At 59.8% G+C, this 24,394-nt stretch carries 23 protein-coding genes; 12 read left to right on the forward strand and 11 right to left on the reverse strand.

The genetic code is table 11. The annotated features are described in order from the left end of the window. Positions 1 to 241 precede the first annotated feature (241 nt). Positions 242 to 1,087 (reverse strand): hypothetical protein, encoded by an 846-nt coding sequence (locus Q1K31_RS03340; RefSeq protein WP_300376683.1) that lies wholly within the window; start codon positions 1,085 to 1,087, stop codon positions 242 to 244. Positions 1,088 to 1,249: 162 nt separating this feature from the next. Between Q1K31_RS03340 and Q1K31_RS03345 the strand changes: the two genes are divergently transcribed. Next, complete coding sequence (locus Q1K31_RS03345; RefSeq protein ID WP_300376685.1) at positions 1,250 to 2,659, forward strand: hypothetical protein; 1,410 nt, start codon at positions 1,250 to 1,252, stop codon at positions 2,657 to 2,659. Here Q1K31_RS03345 and Q1K31_RS03350 read toward each other — a convergent pair. Further along, positions 2,656 to 5,046 carry a transketolase gene (locus Q1K31_RS03350; protein WP_300376687.1) on the reverse strand — a complete coding sequence of 797 codons (2,391 nt, stop codon included), beginning with the start codon at positions 5,044 to 5,046 and terminating at the stop codon, positions 2,656 to 2,658. The genes Q1K31_RS03345 and Q1K31_RS03350 overlap by 4 nt on opposite strands. A gap of 161 nt (positions 5,047 to 5,207) precedes the next feature. Here Q1K31_RS03350 and Q1K31_RS03355 point away from each other — a divergent pair, with 161 nt between their 5' ends. Together Q1K31_RS03355 and Q1K31_RS03360 are read left to right on the forward strand one after the other, a co-directional pair. Further along, positions 5,208 to 5,537, forward strand: coding sequence for a hypothetical protein (locus Q1K31_RS03355; protein ID WP_300376689.1), 330 nt, complete (start codon positions 5,208 to 5,210; stop codon positions 5,535 to 5,537). Positions 5,538 to 5,669: 132 nt separating this feature from the next. Continuing rightward, positions 5,670 to 7,490, forward strand: a complete 1,821-nt coding sequence (locus Q1K31_RS03360; protein WP_300376691.1) for a DUF885 domain-containing protein — start codon at positions 5,670 to 5,672, stop codon at positions 7,488 to 7,490. Positions 7,491 to 7,680: 190 nt separating this feature from the next. On the opposite strand, the gene Q1K31_RS03365 is transcribed toward Q1K31_RS03360, so the two are convergent. Genes Q1K31_RS03365 through Q1K31_RS03375 form a run of 3 tightly spaced genes read right to left on the reverse strand, consistent with a single transcriptional unit; the run spans position 7,681 to position 10,595 of the window. Continuing rightward, positions 7,681 to 9,099, reverse strand: coding sequence for an NAD(P)(+) transhydrogenase (Re/Si-specific) subunit beta (locus Q1K31_RS03365; RefSeq protein WP_300376693.1), 1,419 nt, complete (start codon positions 9,097 to 9,099; stop codon positions 7,681 to 7,683). 3 nt (positions 9,100 to 9,102) lie between these two features. Then, positions 9,103 to 9,450, reverse strand: a complete 348-nt coding sequence (locus Q1K31_RS03370; protein ID WP_367187518.1) for a proton-translocating transhydrogenase family protein — start codon at positions 9,448 to 9,450, stop codon at positions 9,103 to 9,105. Positions 9,451 to 9,467: 17 nt separating this feature from the next. Then, entirely contained in the window at positions 9,468 to 10,595 is a 1,128-nt protein-coding gene (locus Q1K31_RS03375; RefSeq protein ID WP_300376697.1) for a Re/Si-specific NAD(P)(+) transhydrogenase subunit alpha, read from the reverse strand. A gap of 57 nt (positions 10,596 to 10,652) precedes the next feature. Between Q1K31_RS03375 and Q1K31_RS03380 the strand changes: the two genes are divergently transcribed. The 5 genes from Q1K31_RS03380 to Q1K31_RS03400 all read left to right on the forward strand — a co-directional run bounded on the left by Q1K31_RS03380 (position 10,653) and on the right by Q1K31_RS03400 (position 14,840). After that, the gene (locus tag Q1K31_RS03380; protein ID WP_300376699.1) at positions 10,653 to 11,420 is read left to right on the forward strand and encodes an SDR family NAD(P)-dependent oxidoreductase; all 768 of its coding nucleotides are present in this window, start codon (positions 10,653 to 10,655) and stop codon (positions 11,418 to 11,420) included. Between the two features lie 116 nt (positions 11,421 to 11,536). After that, positions 11,537 to 11,830, forward strand: a complete 294-nt coding sequence (locus Q1K31_RS03385) for a hypothetical protein (protein ID WP_300376701.1) — start codon at positions 11,537 to 11,539, stop codon at positions 11,828 to 11,830. A gap of 68 nt (positions 11,831 to 11,898) precedes the next feature. Further along, a complete protein-coding gene (gene galU, locus Q1K31_RS03390) occupies positions 11,899 to 12,774 on the forward strand; it encodes a UTP--glucose-1-phosphate uridylyltransferase GalU (RefSeq protein WP_300376703.1) in 876 nt (291 codons plus the stop codon). A 68-nt stretch (positions 12,775 to 12,842) separates the two neighbouring features. Next, positions 12,843 to 13,844 (forward strand): GDP-mannose 4,6-dehydratase, encoded by a 1,002-nt coding sequence (locus Q1K31_RS03395; protein WP_300376705.1) that lies wholly within the window; start codon positions 12,843 to 12,845, stop codon positions 13,842 to 13,844. Between the two features lie 15 nt (positions 13,845 to 13,859). Then, positions 13,860 to 14,840 carry a threonine/serine dehydratase gene (locus Q1K31_RS03400; protein WP_300376707.1) on the forward strand — a complete coding sequence of 327 codons (981 nt, stop codon included), beginning with the start codon at positions 13,860 to 13,862 and terminating at the stop codon, positions 14,838 to 14,840. Here the strand turns inward: Q1K31_RS03400 and smpB are convergent. After that, entirely contained in the window at positions 14,837 to 15,316 is a 480-nt protein-coding gene (gene smpB, locus Q1K31_RS03405; protein ID WP_300376708.1) for an SsrA-binding protein SmpB, read from the reverse strand. The genes Q1K31_RS03400 and smpB overlap by 4 nt on opposite strands. Positions 15,317 to 15,321: 5 nt before the next feature. Beyond that, on the reverse strand, positions 15,322 to 16,197 hold the full coding sequence (gene dapA / locus Q1K31_RS03410) for a 4-hydroxy-tetrahydrodipicolinate synthase (RefSeq protein ID WP_300376709.1): 876 nt from the start codon (positions 16,195 to 16,197) through the stop codon (positions 15,322 to 15,324). Positions 16,198 to 16,292: 95 nt separating this feature from the next. Between dapA and Q1K31_RS03415 the strand changes: the two genes are divergently transcribed. After that, complete coding sequence (locus tag Q1K31_RS03415; protein WP_300376710.1) at positions 16,293 to 18,356, forward strand: lytic transglycosylase domain-containing protein; 2,064 nt, start codon at positions 16,293 to 16,295, stop codon at positions 18,354 to 18,356. A 356-nt stretch (positions 18,357 to 18,712) separates the two neighbouring features. Here Q1K31_RS03415 and Q1K31_RS03420 read toward each other — a convergent pair whose 3' ends face one another. After that, complete coding sequence (locus Q1K31_RS03420) at positions 18,713 to 19,348, reverse strand: RcnB family protein (protein WP_300376712.1); 636 nt, start codon at positions 19,346 to 19,348, stop codon at positions 18,713 to 18,715. A 117-nt stretch (positions 19,349 to 19,465) separates the two neighbouring features. On the opposite strand from Q1K31_RS03420, the gene arfB reads away from it, so the two are divergent. Beyond that, a complete protein-coding gene (arfB, locus tag Q1K31_RS03425; protein ID WP_300376714.1) occupies positions 19,466 to 19,900 on the forward strand; it encodes an alternative ribosome rescue aminoacyl-tRNA hydrolase ArfB in 435 nt (144 codons plus the stop codon). 13 nt (positions 19,901 to 19,913) lie between these two features. Next, a complete protein-coding gene (locus tag Q1K31_RS03430; protein ID WP_300376739.1) occupies positions 19,914 to 20,645 on the forward strand; it encodes an SDR family oxidoreductase in 732 nt (243 codons plus the stop codon). Between the two features lie 2 nt (positions 20,646 to 20,647). On the opposite strand, the gene Q1K31_RS03435 is transcribed toward Q1K31_RS03430, so the two are convergent. Next, positions 20,648 to 21,301, reverse strand: a complete 654-nt coding sequence (locus Q1K31_RS03435; RefSeq protein WP_300376741.1) for a superoxide dismutase family protein — start codon at positions 21,299 to 21,301, stop codon at positions 20,648 to 20,650. A gap of 94 nt (positions 21,302 to 21,395) precedes the next feature. Here Q1K31_RS03435 and Q1K31_RS03440 point away from each other — a divergent pair, with 94 nt between their 5' ends. After that, positions 21,396 to 22,139 (forward strand): TlyA family RNA methyltransferase, encoded by a 744-nt coding sequence (locus Q1K31_RS03440; protein WP_300376743.1) that lies wholly within the window; start codon positions 21,396 to 21,398, stop codon positions 22,137 to 22,139. Here the strand turns inward: Q1K31_RS03440 and Q1K31_RS03445 are convergent. Then, complete coding sequence (locus Q1K31_RS03445; protein WP_300376745.1) at positions 22,136 to 23,263, reverse strand: acyltransferase; 1,128 nt, start codon at positions 23,261 to 23,263, stop codon at positions 22,136 to 22,138. The two genes, Q1K31_RS03440 and Q1K31_RS03445, sit on opposite strands and share 4 nt — an antisense overlap. Continuing rightward, on the reverse strand, positions 23,260 to 24,276 hold the full coding sequence (locus Q1K31_RS03450) for a sterol desaturase family protein (RefSeq protein ID WP_300376747.1): 1,017 nt from the start codon (positions 24,274 to 24,276) through the stop codon (positions 23,260 to 23,262). Before Q1K31_RS03450 ends, Q1K31_RS03445 begins: the two co-directional genes overlap by 4 nt. Positions 24,277 to 24,394 lie beyond the last annotated feature (118 nt).

Consider the following 24,394-nt stretch of genomic DNA (forward strand, 5'->3'; position numbering starts at 1 on the left):
CCGGGCCGGTGCGGCGTCCAGTTGTCGGACCGCAGGTGGCTAGCCGCATCGGACGCGGCGACGGACCTGTCGAATGTCGCGAAGGCGTCCTGAGCGCCGGAAGGGGAACGGGCCATGAGCGTGAAGACGGTTCAGGAGTGTGTCCGGAGTGGTCAACGTGGCAAATCAAGGCAGCGGACGAAGCCCATCAGCTTCGCCCGCTTCGGCTGAGGTGCGTCCCCACGCGCCTGCAGAGTGGTGTTCAGGCCGTTGCATCGGTGAGCGGTGCTGCGGGGCCGGCGGCGGTCCGCCTGTTCGGCCGCTTGCCCGCCTGCCAGCCCCAGGCGCCGGCGGCGGTGCCAATGGCGAGGCCCGTGACCCAGATGATCCAGCTCGGCACGGTGCCATAGGCCTCCATTGTGGCGATCCAGACCGGCCAGTCGCCCCACACATAGAAGCCGCTATACATGGCCAGCGTGCCGATCAGCGCGAGAGTGAAGGGCAGGGTCGGCTGGTCATTGCGATGGTCCCGGTAGATCAGGATGGCGAGCAGGGCGATCGCGAAGAGGACGCTGACGGTCGCGCCGATTGCGAATTTCGGCAACTCCTCGATCGACCGGATCGCAAAGCCTGGCGTGTAATTGTTGAAGAGGCGCGCCAGTGATGGCCCGAGAAGCGGCGTGACGGTCGCGAGCATGTAGCGCGCATGCAGGTGCACGTTGCGGCGATGTCTGAGCGCCAGGGCGAAGAACAGGCAAACGATCACGGTCGCGACGAGGTCTGCCACGGCAAGGCGGAAGCCGAACATCTCGGTGAACGGACTATCGCGGGCCACAGTGTCCCGCGTCGTCAGCAGTCCGCCGACGGTGAAGACAGGGATGAGGGCGAGACTGGAGAGACCGAACCATTTATGGGCGCCCCGATGGCGGTGATGGATCGTCCAGTTCTGCGCCATGAGGAGAAGGATCCACAGCGTTGCCGTCATGCCGTGCAAATGGTGGGCGAAGCTCGCCTCGCCGAGGACGGAAAAATAGGACGGCCAGAAGGCAGCAAAGGTCGCAAGCAGGAAGGCGCCAACATAGAGGTGCGCGCGCGGAAAAGGTAGCATCAGAGGTCTCCCCGGTTTGATGCGGCCAAAAGAGCGCGCGCCCACCGCAATATCTACAGGCGGCGCGGGCGTGACCGCTCCTGGCCGCCCGGTGACCGCAATTGTCCGTTCATCCTTGCTGGTCTAGGTTTCAGGACGGGACCGGGTCAGGGTGCAGGTCGGATGACAACAGAAGGTTCAGCTGCCGATGCCGGCCGTCTGATCGGCTGGAAGCGGATCGCCGCCCATGTCGGCTGCAGCGAACGCACGGCGCGCCGCTGGGAGGCGGAAGAGGGCCTGCCCGTGCATCGCCAGGTGCATGAGGCGCGAAGCACTGTTTACGCGCTGCCGTCTGAACTTGATGCCTGGATCTGGTCGCGGGCGCCAGACACGCTGGACCCGGCGGCAGTGCGCAAGCCCGGCCGCCTGTCGCCGACGATCTGGCCATGGGTGGCGGGTATCACCATCGTCGTGCTGCTGGCGCTCAACATTTCCGGCTTTCTTGATTTGCGGCGCGAGACCGCAAGTCCGCTGCCGACTGTCGAGGCGGCGCCGCTTAGCGAGAATGTGCAGGCGCTCGACCTGTATGAGCGCGGCCTCTCCCTCTGGCAGCAGCGTGGCAAGGAGCCGAACCGCCGGGCCATTCTGCTGCTGACCGAGGCGGTTGAGCAGGATGAGGATTTCGCTGAAGCCTGGGCGGCGCTTGCCTCGGCCTGGGCGACCTATCCGAGCTATGACGAGGCGGCCGATGTCACTGCGGCGCTGGACAGGGCCATCCTCGCCGCCGACCGCGCCTTGCGGCTGAAGCCGGAGCTGGCAGAACCGCGCACGCTGATGGCCGAGATTGCCGAACGGCGCGGCGACTGGGTCGCGGCGCGTGACATCTATGACGATGCCATGGCGCGCGATCCGGACAATCCGACGATCTATCTCTGGGCGGCGGGTCACAAACGGGAGGCCGGCTACATGGAGGACGCGCTGAGGCTGACCCGTGAGGCACTGAGGCTGGAGCCGAACTATCCGCCGGCACTGAACGAGCTCGCCATGAACACCGCTTTCTATATAGACGCAACCGAAGGGCGCCGGCAGCTGGAAGTGCTCTGGAATGAGCATGGGCTCGAAATGCCGGTGACCTGGTTCGGACGTTGGATGGTGCTGCTCGGACAAGGTGAGTTCGACGAGATGCAAGCCTGGCAGGCTGAGTGCCCGATGCGTGAGGACTGCGCCTATTTTGATCGCGCCCGAGAGGTTTACCGGCGCGGTGACCGGGACGAGACCGAGGCCTTTGTCGGCGGAATTGTCGAAGCTTATGGGGAGGGGCTGCCAGCCCAGATGGCGATCAGCCTCATCCAGGAGACCGGCGACACCGACGCCATGCTCACCATCGCCGAGCGCGAGAGTGAGAAGGGGCGCTTCCTCAACGCGGTCATTTTCTACGACCCGAGCAATGCGGCCTTTCGGGCGGGGCCCCGGTTTACTGGCATTGTGAGGCAGCTGGGGCTGCTCGACTATTGGCGTAAGGCCGGTCCGCCGGACTTTTGCAGTAATGGACCCGCGGCAGATGTGTGCCGCGAACTGGGGGATGAGCGCTAGGGTTTTGCTGCCAGTCTGATCCTTCTCCCAGCACTCAGATTCTGCGCCGCATTCACGATGGCGTCGGTGTCGATCTGGTAGTGGTTGTGGAGGTCGGGGATGGTGCCGGTCTGGCCAAAGTGTTCGACGCCTAAGGGCGCGGTCATGTGGCCGGCGACGGAGCCGATCCAGGCGAGGGTGGCCGGGTGGCCATCGGTGACGGTGATCAGGGTTGCGTCGCGCGGGACTTTTGCCATCAGGCGTTCGATCTGGCTCTGCGCGGAGGCGTGGCCGCGGGCACGGGCGCGGCGGGCGGCGGTCCAGCCTGAGTTCAGGCGGTCGGCCGAGGTGACGGCGAGGACGCCGATGTCACGCCGGTCATTGCCTATACGTCCGGCCGCCTCGATGGCTTCCGGCGCGATGACACCCTGATAGGCGATGACGATCTCGCAGTTCGGTCCCGGCTCGCGCAGCCAGTAGGCGCCATCGACGACGCCGCGGCGGAACTCTTCATCGTCGCGGTTGCGGGGGCCGAGCTGTTCGATGGGTCGGGTGGAGAGACGCAGATAGACCGAGCCGCCGGTCTCGTCCCGCAGCCATGTACGCTCGTCCGGGTCGTTCTCGCCGGAGCGCTGAAGATAATCGAAGCTCCAGTCCATGATGATGGAAAGCTCGTCGAGGAAGGCCGGCTCGAAGCTGACAAGGCCGTCCTGGCTCATCCCGATGAGCTGGGTGCCGACCGACTGGTGCGCGCCGCCTTCCGGGGCGAGCGTGATGCCGGACGGCGTGCCGGCGACGATGAAGCGGGCATCCTGATAGCAGGCATAGTTCAGCGCATCGAGGCCGCGCGCGATGAAGGGATCATAGAGCGTGCCTACGGGGATCAGGCGCTCTCCGAAATGGGAATGGGCGAGCCCGGCCTGTCCGAGCAGGAGGAAGAGGTTCATTTCCGCAATGCCGAGTTCGAAATGCTGGCCCTCTGGTGAGAACTCCCACTTCTGGGTAGACGGGATGGACTGCTCCTTGAAGGTGTCGGAAACCTCGCGGCGGGCGAAGAGCGAGCGGCGGTTCACCCAGCCGGAGAGGTTGGTGGAACTGGTCACATCCGGTGACATGGTGACGATACGGTCGGCCAGCTCTGATTTCGACTTGGCCAGCCCGTCCAGGATCTTGCCGAAGCCGGCCTGTGTGGCGAGTTCGCGGTCGTCCAGCCAGACCGGGCCGGGGCTTTTCACTTCCGGCGCGGTGTAACGCCGTGTGCCTTTCGAGAAGAAGGGCGCCTTGTCGAGAAAGGTTTTCAGGGCGTCAGGATCATCCACGGTGGCGAAAGGCTCCCATTCCTCGCCTTCGGGCACGCCCATCTGTTTCTGGAAGTCTGCGAACTGCGGCTTGTTCATGATGCCGCCGTGATTGTCCTTGTGGCCTGCGAGCGGGGTCTGCCAGCCCTTGATGGTGTAGGCGAGGAAGACGGTGGGCGTGTCGTCGTCGATGGCGTCGAAGGCCTCGGTCAGCGTCTTCAGGCACTGGCCGCCGAGATTGTTCATCAGCGCGTCGAGCTCTTCGTCGCTGCGCTTGTCGAGCAGTTTCGTGACGTCGCCCTGGTCGCCGATGTCGTTCATCAGGCGCTCGCGCCAGGCCGCACCGCCTTTATAGGTCAGCGCCGAATAATCCATGTTCGGGCAGGACTGGATCCACTCTTTCAGGGCCTCGCCGCCCGGTTCCTCGAAGGCTGCCTGTTGCAGAACGCCGTGGCGCAGGACGACGGTGCGCCAGCCAAACGCCTTGAAGATGGCGTCGATCTTCTCCCACAGGCCCTCATGGACGACGCCGTCGAGGCTCTGGCGGTTATAGTCGATGATCCACCATGTGTTGCGCAGGTCGTGCTTCCAGCCTTCCTGAAGGCATTCATAGACATTGCCTTCATCGAGTTCCGCATCGCCGACCAGGGCGACCTGGCGGCCGAGGGGGCGCTCGCCAGACCAATCCTTGGCGGCCAGATAGTCCTGCACCAGTGAGTTGAAGGCGGTGGCTGCGACGCCCAAGCCCACCGAACCGGTCGAGAAGTCGACATCGTCTGTGTCCTTGGTGCGGCTGGGATAGGACTGGGCACCGCCCCAGCCGCGGAAGGCTTCGAGCTTCTCACGCGTCTGGTTGCCCATCAGGTATTGCATGGCATGGAAGACGGGCGAGGCATGCGGCTTTACCGCGACACGGTCTTCAGGTTTGAGCGTGTTGAAATAGAGCGCCGTCATGATCGGCGTCATGGACGCGCATGATGCCTGGTGGCCGCCGACCTTGATCGCGCCATCTTCCTTCTTGCGGATGTTATTGGCGTTGTGGACCGTCCAGGCCGAGAGCCAGAGGAGGCGCTGTTCGATGGTCTTCAGCATGTCGAGATCGGCGGGCATCGGAAACTCTTTGCATTTGCAATCATTTGTGGTTCAGGCGTCTTCGCATGCGCGGGCCAACGGGTCCAGATCGTGCGGCGTTATTTGACAAAGATCGAGCGGAACCCGTCCGCCATCCTGTCCGTTTCTTTTGTATAGACAAGTCCAAAAGGAGATGACCCATGGCCGATCGCGACCATCAAAGAGTCGAAGAAGTCGAACGCCAGCGCGGGTATGGCGAAGGTTTCAGGAAAGGCGAAGACGTGGAAGACCAGCCTGCAAAGGGCGCTGGCTACAAGGACGGTTCGCCGGTCGCCGACCAGCAAGAGCATGAGGCCGATCTCGTGACGGACATGGAGGATGAATGCCTCCCGAATGTCCCAAATGACGATATGGACGATGCATCAAGTGCTGAAATCGAGCCACATTCGGCATTGAAGAAAAAGCCTGACGGGCATGAGCTAGAGGATGCCTATTCAGTGCCCAATCCCGGTATAGAGCCAAAATCGTGATCTTGAGACCCGGTGCGTTCCACCGGGTTTTTTCTTGAATAAGGGTTTGCCCTTGGCGTGAGCTGACGAATTGGTATCACTTGAAACAAGGCTCCGGGTGTTTCGGGGCTGCATGTTTCAAGGAGTATTCCAATGACATTACGCGGACTTTTTGCCGCCGTTTCTGTCACGGCCATTGCCGCGTCAGGGTGCACCGGGCCTGCTGAAACGCAGACGCCGGACAACCAGCCGGACGCGTCAGCTGCCAATGAAGCCGCAGAAAGCGACACCTCCACCAATACAGCCAATGATAGCGAGATGGCAGGCGAGGAATGGGCCACCTTCATGGACGCGTTCCTGAAGGCCTATTTCGAGCTCAACCCGACCTTCGCTGTCGATCAGGGCAAGCATGAATTCGACGGGCAGCTGCCGGACTGGAGCCAGGAGGGGCTTCAGGCGCAGATCGACCTGCGCGAGGACATGATCGCGCGCGCCGAGGCAATTGACCCGGAGACGCTGAGCGAGGCCGATGCATTCGAGCGCCAGTATTTCATTAACACGATGAAGGGTGAGCTGTTCTGGCTTGTCGACGCCGAACGCACGACCGGCCCCGACTATTATATCGGCAAGCTCGATCCGAGCGTGTACATCACGCGCCCCTATGCCGAGCCAGCCGAGCGGATGCGTGCCTTCATCACGTATCTGAACAATGTTCCGGCTGCTGCCGAGCATATCGAGGCGAATATCGAGCTTCCGCTGCCGAAGACGGTTCTGAAACTGGGCACGGCCGGGTTTGATGGCTTTGCCGAGTATTATACCGCCGGGGCAAAGCAGGCTTTTGCCGAAGTCGAGGATGAGGACCTTCAGGCCGAGTTTGATGCCGCCGCCGAGAAGGCGTCCGCAGCGATGAGTTCGCTGGCAGACTATATCGCATCGGAACCGGCTACCGAGACCGGCTATGAACTTGGTGCAAAGCGTTTTTCCGACATGGTGCGCCTGACCGAGGGCGTCGATATCCCGCTCGACGAGTTGAAGGCGATTGGCGAGGCCGACCTGAAGGCGAACCAGCAGGCACTTGAAGAAGCGTGTGCTGAATTCGCCCCCGATGCCAGCATGGAAGACTGCATGGCCAAGATGGCGGCCAATAAGCCGGAAAATGGTCCCGTGCAGGCGGCACGCGAACAGCTACCGGAAATGAAGGCGTTCCTGGAAGAAAAGAATCTCGTTTCCATCCCGGGCACCGAGGAAGCGCTGGTGAAGGAATCTCCGCCCTATAACCGGCAGAACTCGGCCTACATCTCCATTCCGGGGCCTTATGAAGAGGGTATGCCGTCAGTCTACTACATCTCACCGCCGGACCCGACATGGGATGAGGAAACCCGCGCAGCCTATATTCCCGGCAAGCTGGACCTTCTCGGGACCAGTATTCACGAGGTGTGGCCCGGCCACTTCCTCAACTTCCTGCATGCCAAGCGGTCAGACTCGATCTTCGGGCAGATGTTCGTCGGCTATGCCTTCGCTGAAGGCTGGGCGCACTACACCGAGGAGATGATGGTCGATGCCGGCCTGCATGATGGTGATCCGGAAACGAAGATCGGCCAGCTGGCCAATGCGCTGCTTCGCAACTGCCGCTATCTCTCGGCTATCGGCCTGCATACCGGTGAGATGAGCGTCGATGACAGCTACGAGCTGTTCCGCAACGAGTGCTATATCGACAAGGGCAATGCGACCCAGCAAGCCGCCCGTGGCACGTATGACCCGGCCTATCTGAACTATACGATGGGCAAGCTCATGATCCGTAAGCTGCGCAATGACTGGGTGGAAGCAAACTTCCCTGATGCGGAAGGCACCGAAGGCTGGAAGGAATTCCATGATGAATTCCTGTCCTATGGCGGGCCGCACATCCCGCAGGTCCGTCAGGCCATGATGGATGAAGACGAAGCTGAAGCGGTGTTTGGGTATGAAGTGGAGTAGCTGAAAGACGTCATCCCGGTCTACGCAAAGCGTAAGACCGGGACCCAGCACGGGATTCTGAAATCCTGAAACCGGGGGCCCGAAACTCCGGCGCGAGTCCGGGGTTCCGGGATGACGACAAAGTAGCTTCAAATGAAAAAGCCCGGCCAGTGCGGCCGGGCTTTTTTTTGATTGGGGCAGGGTAAAGACCCTAGAGGCTCTTCACGATTTCCTCGACCATCTTCTTCGCATCCGACAGCAGCATCATTGTATTGTCCTTGAAGAAGAGTTCGTTCTGGATACCGGCATAGCCGGAGCCCATCGAGCGCTTGATGAAAAGCACCGTCCCGGCATTCTCAACATCGAGGACCGGCATGCCGTAGATCGGCGATGACTGGTCTGTCTTCGCGGCCGGGTTGGTGACGTCATTGGCACCAATAACGAAGGCCACATCGGCATTGTTGAAGTCGGAATTGATGTCTTCCAGCTCGAACACTTCGTCATAGGGCACCTGGGCTTCGGCGAGCAGCACGTTCATGTGGCCCGGCATACGGCCTGCGACCGGGTGAATGGCATACTTCACCTCGACGCCTTCCTCCTTGAGGAGTTCGACCATTTCCTTCAGCGCGTGCTGCGCCTGGGCGACAGCCATGCCGTAGCCCGGCACGATGATGACCTTGCCGGCATTCTTCATGATGAAGGCTGCATCATCGGCAGAGCCCTGCTTGAAGGGCCGGTCAACATCCGCGCCAGCAGCGGCACCACCATCATCGTCCGCGCCGAAGCCGCCGAGGATGACCGAGATGAAGCTGCGGTTCATGCCCTTACACATGATGTAGGAGAGGATCGCACCCGAGGAGCCGACGAGTGCGCCGGTGATGATCAGGGCGAAGTTGCCGAGCGTGAAGCCGAGTGCGGCCGCGGCCCAGCCCGAATACGAGTTGAGCATCGAGACAACGACCGGCATGTCCGCCCCGCCAATCGGGATGATCAGCGTGATACCAAGGATCAGGGCAAGCACGGTGAGGCCCCAGAAGGCCCATGTCGCCGAGCCGCCGGACACGATTAGCACAGCGATCAGCGCGATAATGCCTGCGCCGAAAGCGATATTCAGCAGGTGGCGGGCTGGCAGCAGGATGGGCGAGCCCGACATGTTGCCGTTAAGCTTGGCGAACGCGATCACCGAGCCGGTAAAGGTCAGTGCGCCGATGGCTGAGCCGAGCGACAGCTCGATCAGCGAGACAAGGGCGATATTGCCAACCACGCCGATGCCGAACTCTGCCGGGGCATAGAGTGCGGCGGCGGCGACAAGCACGGCCGCCATGCCGACCAGCGAGTGGAAAGCGGCGACGAGTTGCGGCATCGCCGTCATGGCAATGCGCCGGGCAATGATCGCACCGATAACGCCGCCAACGGCTGCACCGGCGATAAGGATGCCCCAGGTGACGGCATCAAGCTGGTTCCAGAGCAGGGCAAGTGTCGTAATGACCGCGATGGCCATGCCGATAATGCCGTTGCGGTTACCCTTGCGGGCGGTCGCAGGACTGGACAGGCCGCGCAGGGCCAGGATGAAGAGCATACCCGCGATGAGATAGAGCAGCGGGGCCCATGTATTGGTGAACTGTTCCACGGTTTACTCCCCCTTCTTCTTGTACATGCCCAGCATGCGCTGGGTGACGAGGAAGCCGCCGAATATGTTGACGCTGGCGAGCGCCACGGCGACGCCGCCGAGGATCTTGGCGATCCAGCCACCATTCACATCGGTGAGCGAGGCCGCCGCGACAATGGCGCCGACAATGATCACGGATGAGATGGCGTTGGTCACGGCCATCAGCGGGGTGTGAAGGGCCGGAGTGACCGACCAGACAACGTAATAGCCGACAAAGCAGGCCAGCGCGAAGAGCGCGGCCAGGAACACTGTCGGGTTGATTGCGGCAATCTCAGCCGCATGGGCGGGCAGGGCGAGCGCCGCTGCCGCCATGATTACAGGTATGGCTTTCATGATTTCAGCCTTTCATTGACGGTTTCGCCGCCGCGCGTGAGCATCATGGCGGTGACGATCTCGTCTTCAGTATCGAGGTTGAGTGAGCCGTCCTCGGCCGTGATGAGCGGTAGGAAGGCAATCAGGTTCTTGGCAAACAGCGACGAGGAGTCGGCGGGCAGACGGGCCGGCAGGTTGGAGAACCCGGCCACTTTCACGCCGTCGACATCGACCACCTCATCAGGCTTTGACAGTGGGCAATTGCCGCCGGCAGCCACAGCCATGTCGACAATAACGGAACCCGGCTTCATGGACTTCACCATCGCCTCGCTGATCAGTTCTGGTGCCGGACGGCCCGGAATCAGCGCAGTCGTGACGACGATGTCCTGTTTCGCGATATGGCTCTCGGTGAGTTCGTTCTGTTTCTTCTTGTACTCATCCGACATTTCCTTGGCGTAGCCGCCAGCCGTCTCGGCTTCCTTGAACTCCTCGTCCTCGACGGCGATGAACTTCGCGCCGAGTGAGGCGACCTGTTCCTTGGCGGCCGGGCGGACATCTGTCGCGGTGACAACACCGCCGAGGCGGCGGGCTGTTGCAATCGCCTGGAGACCGGCAACGCCTGCACCCATAACGAAGACTTTCGCAGGGGCCACGGTGCCAGCCGCCGTCATCATCATGGGCATGGCGCGTCCATAGATGTGGGCACCTTCAACCATCGCGCGGTACCCTGCCAGGTTGGATTGCGATGACAGGGCGTCCATGGCCTGCGCACGCGTGATGCGCGGCGTGAATTCCATGGCGAGCGTATTGAGTTTCTTCTTGTTGAAGGCGTCTGCGAGATCGCCCATTCCGAACGGGTTCATCAGGGCGATGACTGTCAGGCCTTCAGGGTAACTGGCGGCCTCTTCCGCGCTCGGAGCACGCACCTTGAGGAGAAGGTCTGCATCCTTGATGGCGTCACCTGCCGATGAGGCAATCGTTGCACCTTCGTCCGTATAAGCCTTGTCCAGAAAGCCCGCAGCAGTTCCTGCCCCGGATTCAATCGTGACGTTATGGCCTAAACCGACGAGCTTCTTTACCGAGTCCGGTGTAGCCGCCACACGCGACTCCCCCGGGCTTGTCTCTTTTGTAATTGTCAGCTTCATGGGGCGAGTGATCGGAAAAATCTTGCGCAAAAGCAATAGTGAAATGGGAATATTGGTATGGAATTGTTTGATCTTACCGGAAAGACCGCACTTGTTACGGGCTCCTCTGGCGGACTGGGCGCAAATTTTGCGCGGGTTCTGGCAAAGGCCGGTGCACGTGTCGTCCTCGCCGCCCGCAGACTGGAAAAGCTTGAGGCGCTCGCCAGCGAAATTGAATCTGCTGGTGGAAAGGCGTTTGCTGTCCAGATGGATGTGACAAAGCCTGAAAGCGTCGATGCGTCATTTGCGAAGATCCAGAATGAACTTGGCGCGCCCTGCGACATCATTGTGAACAATTCCGGTATCGCGCGCGATAACTGGTTCACGAAAATGAGCGAGGAGGACTGGCGTGCGGTGATGGATACGAATCTGGACGGCGTCTGGCGGGTCGCAAAGGCTGGTGCCAATGCACTGACGGAAGCGGGCAAGCCGGGTTCCATCATCAACATTGCCTCAATCACGGCCCTGCGTCCGTCCCAGACGATTGCAGCCTATGCCGCGTCCAAGGCGGCTGTAGATCACCTGACGCGGGTCATGGGGCTGGAACTTGCACGTTATGGAATTCGGGTGAACGCCCTGGCGCCTGGCTATTTCAAGACGGACATCAATGATGAGTTCCTGGAAAGCGAGATTGGCGACAAAATGCGCAAGCGTGTGCCGATGCGCCGCTTCGGCGATTATGATGAGCTCGGTGGTCCGCTCCTTCTTCTGGCGTCCGAAGCGGGTAGCTACATGACCGGGTCCACCATTGTTGTCGATGGCGGGCATGTTGTGAGTGCGCTCTAGGTTGTTGCAGACGGGCGGGGGGGATAGCATCTTGTTTCCACCGTCCGGCCCCCAGATTTTTCTGTTCAATTACAAGGACCGGCTTAGCGCTTCATTAGGATGAACATGCGAGCCTGATGCATTCAGCGAAGAGTGCTGCAATGGCCGCGATCAGGAAACCGGACCCCCGTTCTGTCGAACTGGAAAAACGCGAGAACGATACGCCTCATCATGCACCGCAAGATGATGTTCGGGAAAAGCGTGATCTGAGTGAGCTATATTCACCAGCGCGCAGAATGCAGGCCGACCTTCAGGCGTCGATCTCGAAGCACTCGCGCGCATCCCGGCGGGTCAGCATTGGCTGTGTTCTGGCGCTCTCCTCGGGGATAACAACTCTCCTCGGCGTTTTTATTTTCACCGGAATCTGGTAGCCGAAACTGGCCATGATCGGTGAGAAGCCTATTCTGTTCCGGTCCTGCGGTGTCAGAAGGAGTTTGGAATGGGGATACGTAAAGCGGTCATGCCGGTTGCAGGGCATGGCACAAGGGTCTTGCCGGCGACCAAATCCATTCCCAAGGAGCTTCTGCCCGTCGTTGACCGGCCTGCCTTGCAATATGTCGTTGATGAGGCGCTTGAAGCTGGAATTGAGCATATCGTCTTTGTGACAGGCCGGGGCAAAGGGGCCATCGAGGATTATTTCGATGAGGCCTTCGAACTGGAGGCCGCCCTTGCGGCCAAGACGTCCAAAGCTGATATCCTGGCCGAGGTCCAACGGACGAAACTGCCGGCCGGCGCTGCGAGCTTCACGCGTCAGCAAGCGCCTCTCGGGCTGGGACATGCTGTATGGTGTGCGAAGGATATCGTCGGCGATGAGCCTTTTGCCGTCCTGCTGCCGGATGTGATTGTCAGGGCAAAACCTTCCTGCCTGGCGCAAATGGTCGAGGCCTATGAAAACACTGGCGGCAATATCGTTGCGGTCGACCCTGTGCCGGAAGAAAAGATTTCTTCCTACGGTGTCATCACCCCTGAGTCCCGCGATGGACGTCTGATCCGGATGAGCGGTATGGTCGAGAAACCCCCACGTGAGGAAGCGCCCTCCAACCTCAAGATTACGGGCCGCTACATCCTCCAGCCGGAAATTTTTGACCTTCTGGAAGAACAGGGAAAAGGCGCGGGTGGCGAGATACAGCTGACCGATTCCATGGTGACGCTGATGGAGTCACAGAGCTTCCACGCCTATGAATTCGATGGCGAGGAGTTTGATTGCGGGTCCAAGGCCGGATACTTCGAGGCGGTCGTGGCCCATGCTCTGCAGAACCCCGAGACGGCTGACGAAGCGAAAGCGATACTTGCGCGCTATGCTGCCGGGACATGAACCATACACAGTCTGTTCCTTTCCCCACTTTCACCAGACCGCTATAGCGAAGGGTGTGAGGTAAGAAGATGAGATTCCTGGTCACCGGCGTTGCAGGCTTTATCGGATCGCAGATATCGCAGGCCCTTCTTGAGGACGGCCACAGTGTTCTGGGGCTCGACAATCTCAATGCCTATTACGATGTCGCCCTGAAACAGGAGCGGCTGCACCGGCTGGAGCGGATGAAGGAATTCGAGTTCCGCAAACTCGATATTTCCGATCATGACACGCTGCTCGCCCTGCCGGAGCGGGATTCCATCGACCGTGTTATCCATCTCGCCGCTCAGGCGGGTGTGCGCTATTCTCTGGAAAATCCTTTCGCCTATGCCGCATCGAACATGACGGGCCATCTGGCGATTCTGGAATTCTGCCGCCGGGCCGCCAAGGCACCGATGCTGATCTATGCATCATCGAGTTCGGTTTATGGCGACGATGCCGTTGCCCCCTTCAAGGAAGATGCGAATGTCGACCGGCCTGTTTCGCTTTATGCCGCAACAAAGCGCGCTGATGAGCTGATGAGCCAGGCCTATGCCAAGCTCTATGATATTCAGCAGATCGGGGTGCGTTTCTTCACCGTGTATGGGCCGTTGGGCAGGCCCGATATGGCCTACTGGTCGTTTACGGACAGGATCCTGCGCGGCGAGACGATCCGTGTTTTCAATGGCGGCAAGATGAAGCGCGATTTCACTTTCATCGCCGACGCGATCGCCGGGCTGAAGGCCATCGCGACCAAGCGCGCGGTTTTCGTCGAAGGCGAACGTGCGCACAAGCTCTACAATATCGGTCACAACCAGCCGGTCGCCCTGCTGGATTTTATCCAGACCATCGAGAAGGCGACAGGCAAGAAAGCACGCATCGCGCTTGAGCCGATGCAGCCTGGCGATGTTACAGAAACCTGTGCTGACATATCCCGGATGCAGGCCGATTATGGCTATGATCCGAAGGTCTCGCTCGAGGAGGGTATAGGCCGCTTTGTCGACTGGTTCACCACACAGCGGGTCGCGTCCGGCCCGGCCCGGCGGTCATTCTAGGGGGTGGAGAAGCCCATGTCTGCATTGCCAACTTCGCAGGATGTGATTGAGGTGTCGCACCGGCTTGAAGAACATGTCGTGCGCACGCCGGTCTTGCGGAACGATGCACTTGATGCACTGGCAGGTGCACAGCTGTTCCTGAAGTGCGAAAACCTCCAGCACACTGGCAGTTTCAAGATCAGAGGCGCAACGAACCGTCTGCTCCAGATTGCGCCAGAGAGACGTGCCGCCGGAGTTGTAGCCTTCTCGTCCGGCAACCATGCGCAGGGTGTGGCGCGTGCGGCCCGACTGCTCGATATGCCGGCGCTGATCGTGATGCCGGCTGATGCGCCGGCGATAAAGGTCGATGGTGTACGTAGGGATGGAGCAGAAGTTCGCCTTTATGACCGTGAGACTGAAAGCCGTGAGGATATCGCGGCTGAAGAGGCGCAGAAACGGGGCGCGACGCTGGTGCCTAGCTTTGATGACCCGTATATCGTGGCCGGGCAGGGCAGTTGCGGGGTCGAATTCGCGCATCAGGTGCGGGAACTGGATACCGGACTCGATCACCTGATTTGCTGCACAGGCGGGGGCGGTTTGATAAATGGCATAGCCCTCGCGTTCGAGGCGCTCAGCCCGGACACGGCAATCTGGACGGCGGAACCGACCGGACATGATGACTGGCGCCAGTCGCTACAGGCGGGAGACATCAAGGTGAATGCGCCGGGAACGCGCTCTATCTGCGATGCCATACTGACGCCTGCACCGGGGCTTGTCACATGGGCGCTCGGCAAACGCCTGCTCAAGGGCGGTTGCGCCGTGGAGGATGACCGGATCGAGGAAACGATGCGCCTGGCGTTCAGGCACCTCAAGCTGGTTCTGGAACCGGGGGGCGCCGCGGCGCTTGCGTGTGCGCTTTATGACCTGCCTATGGAAGCCAGGGGCAAGCGCGTTGGCATCATTCTGTCGGGCGGGAATGTCGACCCGGACCAGTTTGCCCGGATCATCTCTGCCTAATTCTCTTTCAGGATGCGCGCCTTCTGGCGCTGCCAGTCACGCTTTTTGGCGGTTTCGCGCTTGTCCGGGGCTTTCTTGCCTGTGGCGACCCCGATGAGGAGCTTCGCGATCCCGCGATCATTGAAATAGAGTTTCAGCGGCACGATGGTACGCCCGGCCCGGTCAACTGACTGGGCGAGGCGGGCCAGCTCCCGTTTCGAAGCCAAGAGCTTGCGGCGGCGTTTCGGCTCGTGATTGAACTGGTTTGCGCCCTCATAGGGCGGGAAGTCCGCATTCACCAGCCATAGCTCACCATTCTCGACGGCGGCATAGGCTTCGGCGATATTGGCCTTGCCATTGCGCAGGGATTTAACCTCGCTGCCTTCAAGCACGATGCCGGTCTCGAGCGTGTCTTCGACATGATAGTCGAAACGCGAGCGGCGATTAGCGGCAACGAGGCCATCATTCCGGCCCTTGATCTGATCTTTTTTCGACATGCCGCCTATATAAGTCCGGCTGTCGCCATTGCAGCCTCAATTTTTTCAGCTGCCTCACCATGCGGCGCGACAATAGGAAGGCGCACTTCGCCGGAACACAGGCCGAGTTTAGCAAGCGCATACTTTGCCGGGCCGGGTGAGGGCGTGACGAACAGCGTCTTGTGAAGCGCAATGAACTTCTTCTCGATCTCCTGGGCCGTGGCGAGGTCGCCTGACTGAACCGCGGCATGCATCTTCGCCATCTGTTCCGGCGCGATGTTGGCCGTAACGGAAATGCAGCCCTTGCCGCCCATGGCGCAATAGCCGAGTGCCGTGGGGTCATCACCGGAGATCTGGACGAACTGTTCACCTTCCAATGCGCCAGCCTGCAGGCTGACACGAGCGAGATCGCCCGTCGCATCCTTGATGCCGATGATGTTCGGCAGCTTGCCGAGCCTGGCAACGGTCTCGGGTTGAATGTCTGAAACGGTGCGGCCGGGCACGTTATAGATCATGATCGGCAGTGACACCGCGTCGTGGATGGCGCGGAAGTGTGCTTCCAGGCCGATCTGGTCAGGCCGGTTGTAATAGGGGCAGACGCAGAGGGCGCCATCCGCGCCGGCATCCTTGGCGTGCTGGACAAGACCGATGGCTTCCCGTGTTGAGTTTGACCCGGCCCCGGCGAGAACAGGCACGCGGCCTGCTGCGACTTCTATGCACAATGACACCATCTCACGATGCTCATCATGGCTCAGTGTTGCCGACTCGCCAGTCGTGCCGCACGGCACCAAGGCCCCGCTGCCGCCTTCGATCTGGCGTTCGATGAGGTCTGCGTAGGCTTTGCGGTCGACAGCCCCATTCTTGAATGGAGTGACGAGAGCAGGGATTGATCCTTGGAACATCGTAATCTTGCCGCGATTTATGTGTTGAACATATGGTCTGGAAACCGAGTCGCGTGTTTGGCACGCTGGGAAGCAGATGAAAACAGGCAGGGCTTATGCGCGTTAGCACACAGAGAGCAACACTTGCAGCATTGTTGTTCGTTTCAACTGCAGCTTCGGCCAGTGCGGCCATACCTACGGCACCCAGTCCGAAGCCAGAATTGATTTCCGCTTCCAGTGTCGTTTCCACGCATGATGCAGGCATCTTGCGCGATGCCCTGAATGCGGCAGCCGACCGGAACTGGGCGCAGGTCCGCTTCCTTGAGACACAGGCGCAAGATGACATCGTGCGCAAGATTATCCGCTGGTATCGCGGGCGAAGCGACACTGAGATGTCGTTCGACGAACTCAGCCACCTCCTTAAGTCACAAGCAGACTGGCCGGGCATGGTCCGCGTTCAGGTCCGGGCCGAAGAGAAGGTCGCCGATTCTGTTCTGACCCCCGAGCAGACGATTGCATGGTTCGAGGAGGTTGGCGGGCCTGTTTCAGGTGATGGGCGCGTGTCGCTGGCTGAAGCCCATACGCGTGCAGGCCAGCCAGACATGGCGCTCAGCATGATCCGCGAGGCCTGGCATGGCAATACGCTCAACACCCGGCAGACCCAGCAGGTACTGAGTGATTATGGTAACCAGCTCACGCGCGAGGATCATGAAAAGCGTGCAGATTTCCTGCTATGGACGGCCCAGCATTCGGCGGCGGCCCGTCTGAAACCCTATCTGGGGTCTGACTGGCAGCGTCTCGTCAACGCACGTAGTGATCTTCAGCTCAGACGCCCCGGTGTCGATGCGGCGGTCAATGCCGTCCCGGCAAACCTCCAGAACCATCCGGGCCTGCTCTATGACAGGGCGAAGTGGCGACGCCGGGCGGGGCAGGCGGAGTCGGAATATGTGCCACTCCTTGCGCAGATTGACGGGGCCAATGTGCCGCCGGCCGGACGGGATAATCTGTGGGGCGAACGCGGCGTTGCCGTCCGCAATGCGCTAAGGGAGCGTAACTTCGAGACCGCTTACCAGCTCTCAGCACCACATGGCATGGATTCAGGCGGCGACTTCGCAGCAGCCGAGTGGATGGCGGGCTGGGTTGCCCTACGCCATATCGGTCAGCCCGAACGTGCCCGTGAGCATTTCGAATTCCTCGGTAACAATGTCTCTACGCCGATCAGCCTTGCCAGGGCACATTACTGGCGCGGGCGGGCACTGGAAGCGCTTGAGCAGCAGGAGGCCGCACAGGCCGCTTATGAAGAAGCTGCTAAATATCCGTTCGTTTATTACGGGCAGCTGGCGGCTGAAAAGACCGGGAAGACCCAGCTCTATCTCGAAGCCACGGGAGAAGTCAGCGATACCGATCGCGAGAGCTTTAACTCCAGGCCGCTGGTACGCGCATTGAAATTGCTGGCGGAAAATGGGGAAGCCGGCGAGTTCAGGTATTTCGCCTATCACCTGGATGACATGCTCGATACCGAGGCCGACTATATCCTGCTGTCCGAGCTCGCCTCCGACTATCTCTATCACGACATTGGCGTGCGTGGGGCCAAGGCAGGGCTGGCCCAAGGTATTGTTCCGACAGAAGCGGCGTTCCCGGTACCGGATTACGAGCTTCAGCGTGAGCCCGGCGTCGAGCGTTCTGTGATGTATGCCCTTGCCCGCCAGGAAAGCGAGATGAACCCGTCTGCCATCTCGCATGCCAATGCACGCGGCCTGATGCAGTTCATACCGAGCACGGCCCGCATTGAGGCGCGTAATATCGGCCTTGAATACCGTACCTCCTGGCTGACGGATGATCCTGGCTACAATATGACCTTGGGCGGGGCGCACCTCGATACGCTGCTGGAAGAGTTCAATGGCAGTTATATCATGGCGGCGGCCGCCTATAATGCGGGGGCGTCGCGCCCGCGCCGCTGGATACGGGAATATGGCGATCCACGTACGGGGGAGATTGATCCGGTGGACTGGGTCGAGTTCATTCCGTTCTCGGAGACGCGTAACTATGTCCAGCGCGTTCTGGAAAACACGCAGGTCTACCGCCAGCGCCTTTCCGGCGAACCGGTCGATATCAGGCTGAGCGAGGATCTTGACCGTGGGCGTTTCTGGAATGCCCAATCAGGGGCTGGCAACGACTAGCACGCAATACTCTCAGGATGCCCGAAAACGAAAAGGCCACCCCTGGGGGTGGCCTCCGTGAGCCGGTTTGGCTCTTGAATCCCGGCAGGATCACGTCCTGCCTATGTCAGTGCTAGCGGTCAAAGAGAGGCTGCTCTCCAAGGCCACCAGCACGGACGGATCCAATCGCCGCCCCTGGTTTCTCACTCGACATTGGATCACCTCCTTTCTGATGTTCAAAAACAAAGCACCGACCGCAAGATCACGTTCGGTATAGTAATTAAAACATGACTCGCGCCTAATGAAAGGTGAAGATTCAAAAAGCCCGGCTTTCAGGCATGAAAACCGGGCTTGATGTATAGTGCAGGGCTCTGCGCCTATTGAGATATGATGCCTACGGCGAGGCCGATGATTGCTCCGGTGGCGACCGACGCGAGTATGGCGTCATCGCCATGACGGTCACGCACCCAGTGATAGCCGCGTGGCGGATTGTAGAGGCCGTAGCGGTCATAATCGCGGATGATGATCGTGTTGGGCCTGTAGTTGTAGCGGCTGCCGATCCGGTATCCATTATGGTAATACCCGGTGTTGTAGTAGAAGTTGGCACGCGGCGTAGCGCGATAGCCATAGCTTGGCCGACTGTAATAATACCGGTTAATCACACGCGGCGCACGATAGTGACGCCTGTTATGATGATGTCGTGCACGGTTCCATTTGTGGTGACGGTTATATCTTCGGTTCCAGTCATGGTTCCGGCTATGTCCACGGTTCCAGTGCTTGCCGTTGTGATGGCGGCGGTTCCAGTTGCGATCATGGTGACGGCGATGTCCGCGGTTCCAGTCACCACCGCGATGGCCGCGTGCCCGATGACCGCGATCACCTCGGTCGCCGCGATCATGGTAGCCGCCGCGATCGCCGCGGCCCCGGTCGTCTGCGGCCGCAATCGGTGTGATAATGGCAAATGCGAGAGCGCCTGCTGCGCCAATGCGTGTCAGTATGTTAAAGAGAGCCATCTTAGCCTCCTGAAATATTGTACCGGGGCAAACCGGCATCGATATGGTTTCCAGATAGAAACCCTATTCTCATATTATGTTCCCCAGCTTGAACCTTAGCTGAACAGGCTTTTCATTATGTCCGCGAATGAAGATTTGAAAATAAATGATGAAATATCAGTGCCCTATTGGGAGCTTGTCGAAACCTTTGTAAGAGCTTCCGGACCTGGCGGGCAGAATGTGAACAAGGTGGCGACAGCCGTGCAGCTACGCTGGAATGTTAACGCATCCTCGGTGCCTGCCTGGCTGAAAACCCGGTTTCAGCGAATCTGGAAGAGCCGTCTCACCAAGGAGGGGGATGTAATCATAGAAGCAAGCGAGCATCGCTCGCAGGCGCGTAACCGGGATGCCGCGAGGGAACGATTGACGGCAATGATCCGCAAGGCGACCCATAAGCGCAAGCGCCGCATTCCGACGCGGCCCGGCCGGGGCGCGATCGAGCGGCGTATCAAGGCGAAGAAGGAGCGCGGCGAGAAGAAAGCCCTTAGAGGCAAGGTCGATGGCCGCGACTAGGAGGAGGTAAGCAATGCTCGATTTTTCAGGCCAGTCAGTTCTCATCGTCGGTGGTTCGAGTGGCATCGGAAACGGTGTGGCCCAAGCGTTCCGGGCCGGTGGTGCCAAGGTCTCGATCTGGGGAACACGGCCTTCTGCGAGCGACTATGAGGGCGTCGAGGGATCTGATCTGTCCGGCCTCGACTACAGCCAGGTCGATGTCTGCGACCGCAATGCGATTGACCGCGCAGCGGGGGCAATAAAGGCGCTGGATGTGCTGGTGCTCTGCCAGGGAACGGTGCGTTACAAGCGCCAGGAATTCGAACGTGAAGGCTGGGATGCCGTGATGGACGTGAACATAAACAGTGTCATGGACATCGCCAGCGCGCTCAAACCAGCTTTGCAGGCGCGTGAAGGCAAGCTGATCATTGTAAGTTCGGTCGCCGGTTTCAATGCAACGATCGGTACGCCAGCTTACAGCGCGTCAAAGCACGCAGCAGTCGGTCTGACCAAGACGCTGGGTGCCGCATGGGCGACAGATGGTATCCGGGTAAATGGCCTTGCGCCGGGGCTTGTCGAAACCAAGCTGACGCATGTCACCACGAAGAATGAAAAGCGGCTTGCAGGGGCCATGCGGTCCATTCCCCAGGGGCGTATCGGCACGCCAGAGGATATGGCGGGCGTCGTCATGTTCCTTGCCTCGCCACTGGCCAGTTATGTGACAGGCCAGACCATCATTGCCGATGGCGGCCTGTCACTCCAGTAACGTTATTTTTCGAGTACCGAGCAGGCGACCCGGCTGCCGGCGCCACCGATGGGCTGGCTCATATGGTCATCGCGGCCTTCATGAATAATGACTGCGCTGCCATCCTCATCAAGTATGTCTGCCATGCTCACGATGCTGGTGAAGGTTTCATAGTTCACTGAACCGTCTGCGCTGACATGCAGGTTCGGCAAATCGCCAGCTTCGGGGCCGTCAGTGTTGAGGAGACCGTGACCGCCCTCAATCTTGCCGATGTGGCCGCCAGAGTCGGTATACTCGCCTGTGTCACCGCAGTCCCCGGTCTGGTGCAAGTGAATGGCGTGCCAGCCCGGCTGGAGGCTTCCAGCCTCAATGCCGACTTCCATGACGATCCCATTCGGGCCTTCGACGAGATTGACAGAGCCGATCGTATTGCCCTCACCGCCCTTGATATCGCCAGTGGTGCGCATCATGGACGGGATCGATTCCGGGCCATCAGCCATTTCTGCATCAGCCGCCGGGCTATCCGGCATTTCATCGCCCTGAGTCTGGGCACGTTCCATCGCGTCCTGCTCTGGGGCGGCCTTGTCTTCTTCCTGGGCATTGGAGGCCTGCTGAGAGCAGGCGAAAAGAACTGCCACCGCAGCGGCCGTAGACGTAAACATGAGTGTGCGGGACATTTGAAGCTCCTTGGAATTCCGGTCTGAGACTATACTAACGCGTAACAGGTTTTAACTCCCCGGTGATGTCCATGTTCCTGAAAGGCCGCGAAAATTGAGTGAGACTGACAGGGCAGACAGACTGCTTGTCAGGCTGGGCCACTTCGAGAGCCGGGCCGCGGCGCAGGCAGCCATTGCGGGTGGGCATGTGCGCGTGAACGGCAAGCGCCTGTCCAAGCCATCTGCCAGGCTCAATACGACCGACAGGATAGAGGCCAGGCTCGCCCATCCCTGGGTTTCGCGCGGGGGGCTCAAGCTGGCGCATGCGCTTGATGTTTTTGGCGTCGATCCAGCTGGCAGGTACTGCCTTGATATTGGGGCCTCGACGGGCGGGTTCAGTGATGTGCTGATAAGCCGTGGGGCACGACATGTTTATGCAGTCGATGTCGGCAGAGGACAGCTTCATCAGAAGGTCGCAGCGGATGCACGGGTGACATCGCTAGAAGCAACCGATGCCCGCAAACTGACGCCGGAGGTCATCTCCAAAGCGCCTTCTCTCATTGTTTGCGATGCCAGCTTCATCGCGCTCGAGAAAATTCTTCCTGTCCCCCTGGATCTGGCCTCACCGGGCGGCGAACTCGTCACTCTGTTCAAGCCACAATTCCAGGTTGGCAGGGGGCATGTCGGCAAAGGAGGGCTGGTCACGGACCGCGCTGCGGCCCGTGAAGCTGAAGAGGCATTCTGTCGCTGGCTTTCTTTTCAGGGCTGGCAGGTCAACGGATGTGACGACAGCCCCATCACAGGAGGTGACGGCAATGCCGAGCGGTTGATCCATGCGACTGGCCCTGGGCCTGGTTAGGAGACAGAACGCTGTCTGACGTGTTGCTTGCGGCCGGTTTCGGCGATCCGGTCCATCATTGACCGCCAGCTTGAAAGTCGCCGCTCGGACACTTCAGCCAGTATGAAACAGCTTATCAGGGTGACCAGGCCGAGGATTATCACATGCAGGCTGTTTGCAGGCTCATAGACAGGAAAGCTGTAGAAGAATGTCAGAAGTGGATAGTGGAACAGATAGACTGAGAATGTTGCTCCGGCTGTCCAGCGTATGACCTTTTCCATCTTCGGGCTGATACGGTCACCATTACCTGCCAGGTTGTAGACACCCAGAAAGTGCAGCGATGCCAGCACGGCAATGAGGCTGTTCCAGAAGACTTCGTCGGAAAAACCGAGAACCCGTGTCGGGTTTGCTCCAAGCATGTCGGCGGTGATCGCCCTCAGTGTTTCAGGCAGGCCGCAGAAGAGGCAGAAGCTATAAACCAGCCAGGGAGCAACGGCCATGAATATGGCGCCCGGGCGCGAAAGGTTGCGCAGATGTCCTTTCCGTATTCCGTATTCGAGGCCAACGCCGGCGAGCCAGCAAGGCGCAAGCAGGATAATCTTGGGGCCGGTAATCAGGGCAAGCAGGGCCAGTATCAGCCATCGGGCATGCCCCCTGCTATAAACGGCGACGCCAAAAGCCAGATAGTACCAGGCTTCATAGGTCAGCGACCAGAAGGGGCCGTTCGTGCCGAGGCGTATATTGTCCGACCAGAGCTGGGTAGAAAAACTCAATGCCCGGAAAAAATGTTCGGAGACTGGCAGGGGCTGGTACCACCAGCCCTCATAGCGTTCAGGGTTGAGTGCCTGTCCGGCCGTGTCCAGGAAAATGGCCAACAAGACTGCGGGTATAACGACACTGTAAAGCCTTGCGACTCTTGCTTTCGTAAAGTCCGCAGCGCCGCGCTTCTTTCCGAAGGTCGTATAGGCGATCACGAATCCGGACAGCACGAAAAAGAGTATCACGGCATCCGACCCGATATTGAGGTCACGAACCCAGGCGAGCGCTCCCGCGGAGTAGCGTTCATAAGCGATGTGAGAAAACAGTACGACGACCGCTGCGGCAAAGCGGACAAGGTCAAGATAGAGTGAAAAACCCCGGCTCATGACCCTGTCTCCTGACGGGACATGCGCGGGACCGATAGCATGGACGCAGCTTCGCGGAAGGGTACTGTGTAGGCGTCGACGAGGCTGTTATGCGGCTGTGCTTCAGCCTGACCCAAGCTGTCAGCGATACCGAATTCGAGCTTCTCCTGACCGTCGGGGATATAAAGGGTTCCGAAGGCCCAGTCCCAGAGGGCGAAGATAAGTCCATAATTCCTGTCGTGATGACGAGGCGCGCGGGAATGATGTATCTGGTGCTGGGCGGGACTGATAAAGATCCTGTCCAGTACAGGCCCGTAATCCAGCCAGATGTGAGAATGGCGAAGGGCACCGCCCATCAGGTTGAACAGGAGGATGAAGGCCCCGAGTCCAAGCATGGCATGAAGTTCATAAGTGCCCGTGAGTGCGAAGATAATGCCCGCCATGGTGCCGCCCAGAAGGCCAGTCACGGCTTTCAGGAGTAGATCGAAAACAGGGTGATTGCGCTTGGCGGTCAACGGGGTGAGCACTTCGGCAGAATGATGCACCTTGTGAAAAGGCCAGAGCCAGCTGACCTCGTGTGAGGCCCGGTGCGTGAAATAGTAAGCCAGATCCGTTGCGAGTGCAGACAGGAGGGTCGCCAGTATCAGCGGCCACAGACTCGCGCTTCCTGTGTCTTCGGCGGAAGGCGTTGCGCTGGCAAGGCTGAGAATGCCGGCCGCGCAGCCTGAGAATACCGTCAGGAACACCAGACTGTTGAGCGGAGCGAAAATCTTGTTGGCAAAGTAAATTTTTACATCCAGCCAAGACGAGGCTGTCCGGTAAAGCTGGGTCGGAACCAGGAAATTCTGGATACCTGTATAGCCGTCGCGGCTGAGCGTTCGACGCTTTGCCAGATACACGCATGAGCCGATGATGAGAAATGCGCTCAAGCCCGTCCAATGCAGACGGGAGTCGGTGCCGAAGGGCAGCAGAAAGTCCCACACATCAGACAAGCGAGCCGTCAGATCTGACAGCTTCACGCCAAGAATACTCATTTCAGCCGGTCCCATCACTTATGATTATATCTAACCGTGCATGGGAAACCTCGCACAGAATGCTTGATGCCCGGTAAAGGAACCTGGCCCAACAAATATGAGCCGGCCCCAAAGGACC

Origin of the sequence: Henriciella sp., assembly GCF_029936995.1 — a bacterium.
Classification (GTDB): domain Bacteria; phylum Pseudomonadota; class Alphaproteobacteria; order Caulobacterales; family Hyphomonadaceae; genus Henriciella.

Bases quoted from the DNA above. Each gene is read 5' to 3' on its own strand.
- Q1K31_RS03340 (WP_300376683.1), bottom strand. From the start codon at position 1,087: ATGCTACCTTTTCCGCGCGCGCACCTCTATGTTGGCGCCTTCCTGCTT.
- Q1K31_RS03345 (WP_300376685.1), top strand. From the start codon at position 1,250: ATGACAACAGAAGGTTCAGCTGCCGATGCCGGCCGTCTGATCGGCTGG.
- Q1K31_RS03350 (WP_300376687.1), bottom strand. From the start codon at position 5,046: ATGCCCGCCGATCTCGACATGCTGAAGACCATCGAACAGCGCCTCCTC.
- Q1K31_RS03355 (WP_300376689.1), top strand. From the start codon at position 5,208: ATGGCCGATCGCGACCATCAAAGAGTCGAAGAAGTCGAACGCCAGCGC.
- Q1K31_RS03360 (WP_300376691.1), top strand. From the start codon at position 5,670: ATGACATTACGCGGACTTTTTGCCGCCGTTTCTGTCACGGCCATTGCC.
- Q1K31_RS03370 (WP_367187518.1), bottom strand. From the start codon at position 9,450: ATGGCGGCAGCGGCGCTCGCCCTGCCCGCCCATGCGGCTGAGATTGCC.
- Q1K31_RS03375 (WP_300376697.1), bottom strand. From the start codon at position 10,595: ATGAAGCTGACAATTACAAAAGAGACAAGCCCGGGGGAGTCGCGTGTG.
- Q1K31_RS03380 (WP_300376699.1), top strand. From the start codon at position 10,653: ATGGAATTGTTTGATCTTACCGGAAAGACCGCACTTGTTACGGGCTCC.
- Q1K31_RS03385 (WP_300376701.1), top strand. From the start codon at position 11,537: ATGCATTCAGCGAAGAGTGCTGCAATGGCCGCGATCAGGAAACCGGAC.
- galU (WP_300376703.1), top strand. From the start codon at position 11,899: ATGGGGATACGTAAAGCGGTCATGCCGGTTGCAGGGCATGGCACAAGG.
- Q1K31_RS03395 (WP_300376705.1), top strand. From the start codon at position 12,843: ATGAGATTCCTGGTCACCGGCGTTGCAGGCTTTATCGGATCGCAGATA.
- Q1K31_RS03400 (WP_300376707.1), top strand. From the start codon at position 13,860: ATGTCTGCATTGCCAACTTCGCAGGATGTGATTGAGGTGTCGCACCGG.
- smpB (WP_300376708.1), bottom strand. From the start codon at position 15,316: ATGTCGAAAAAAGATCAGATCAAGGGCCGGAATGATGGCCTCGTTGCC.
- dapA (WP_300376709.1), bottom strand. From the start codon at position 16,197: ATGTTCCAAGGATCAATCCCTGCTCTCGTCACTCCATTCAAGAATGGG.
- Q1K31_RS03415 (WP_300376710.1), top strand. From the start codon at position 16,293: ATGCGCGTTAGCACACAGAGAGCAACACTTGCAGCATTGTTGTTCGTT.
- Q1K31_RS03420 (WP_300376712.1), bottom strand. From the start codon at position 19,348: ATGGCTCTCTTTAACATACTGACACGCATTGGCGCAGCAGGCGCTCTC.
- arfB (WP_300376714.1), top strand. From the start codon at position 19,466: ATGTCCGCGAATGAAGATTTGAAAATAAATGATGAAATATCAGTGCCC.
- Q1K31_RS03430 (WP_300376739.1), top strand. From the start codon at position 19,914: ATGCTCGATTTTTCAGGCCAGTCAGTTCTCATCGTCGGTGGTTCGAGT.
- Q1K31_RS03435 (WP_300376741.1), bottom strand. From the start codon at position 21,301: ATGTCCCGCACACTCATGTTTACGTCTACGGCCGCTGCGGTGGCAGTT.
- Q1K31_RS03445 (WP_300376745.1), bottom strand. From the start codon at position 23,263: ATGAGCCGGGGTTTTTCACTCTATCTTGACCTTGTCCGCTTTGCCGCA.
- Q1K31_RS03450 (WP_300376747.1), bottom strand. From the start codon at position 24,276: ATGAGTATTCTTGGCGTGAAGCTGTCAGATCTGACGGCTCGCTTGTCT.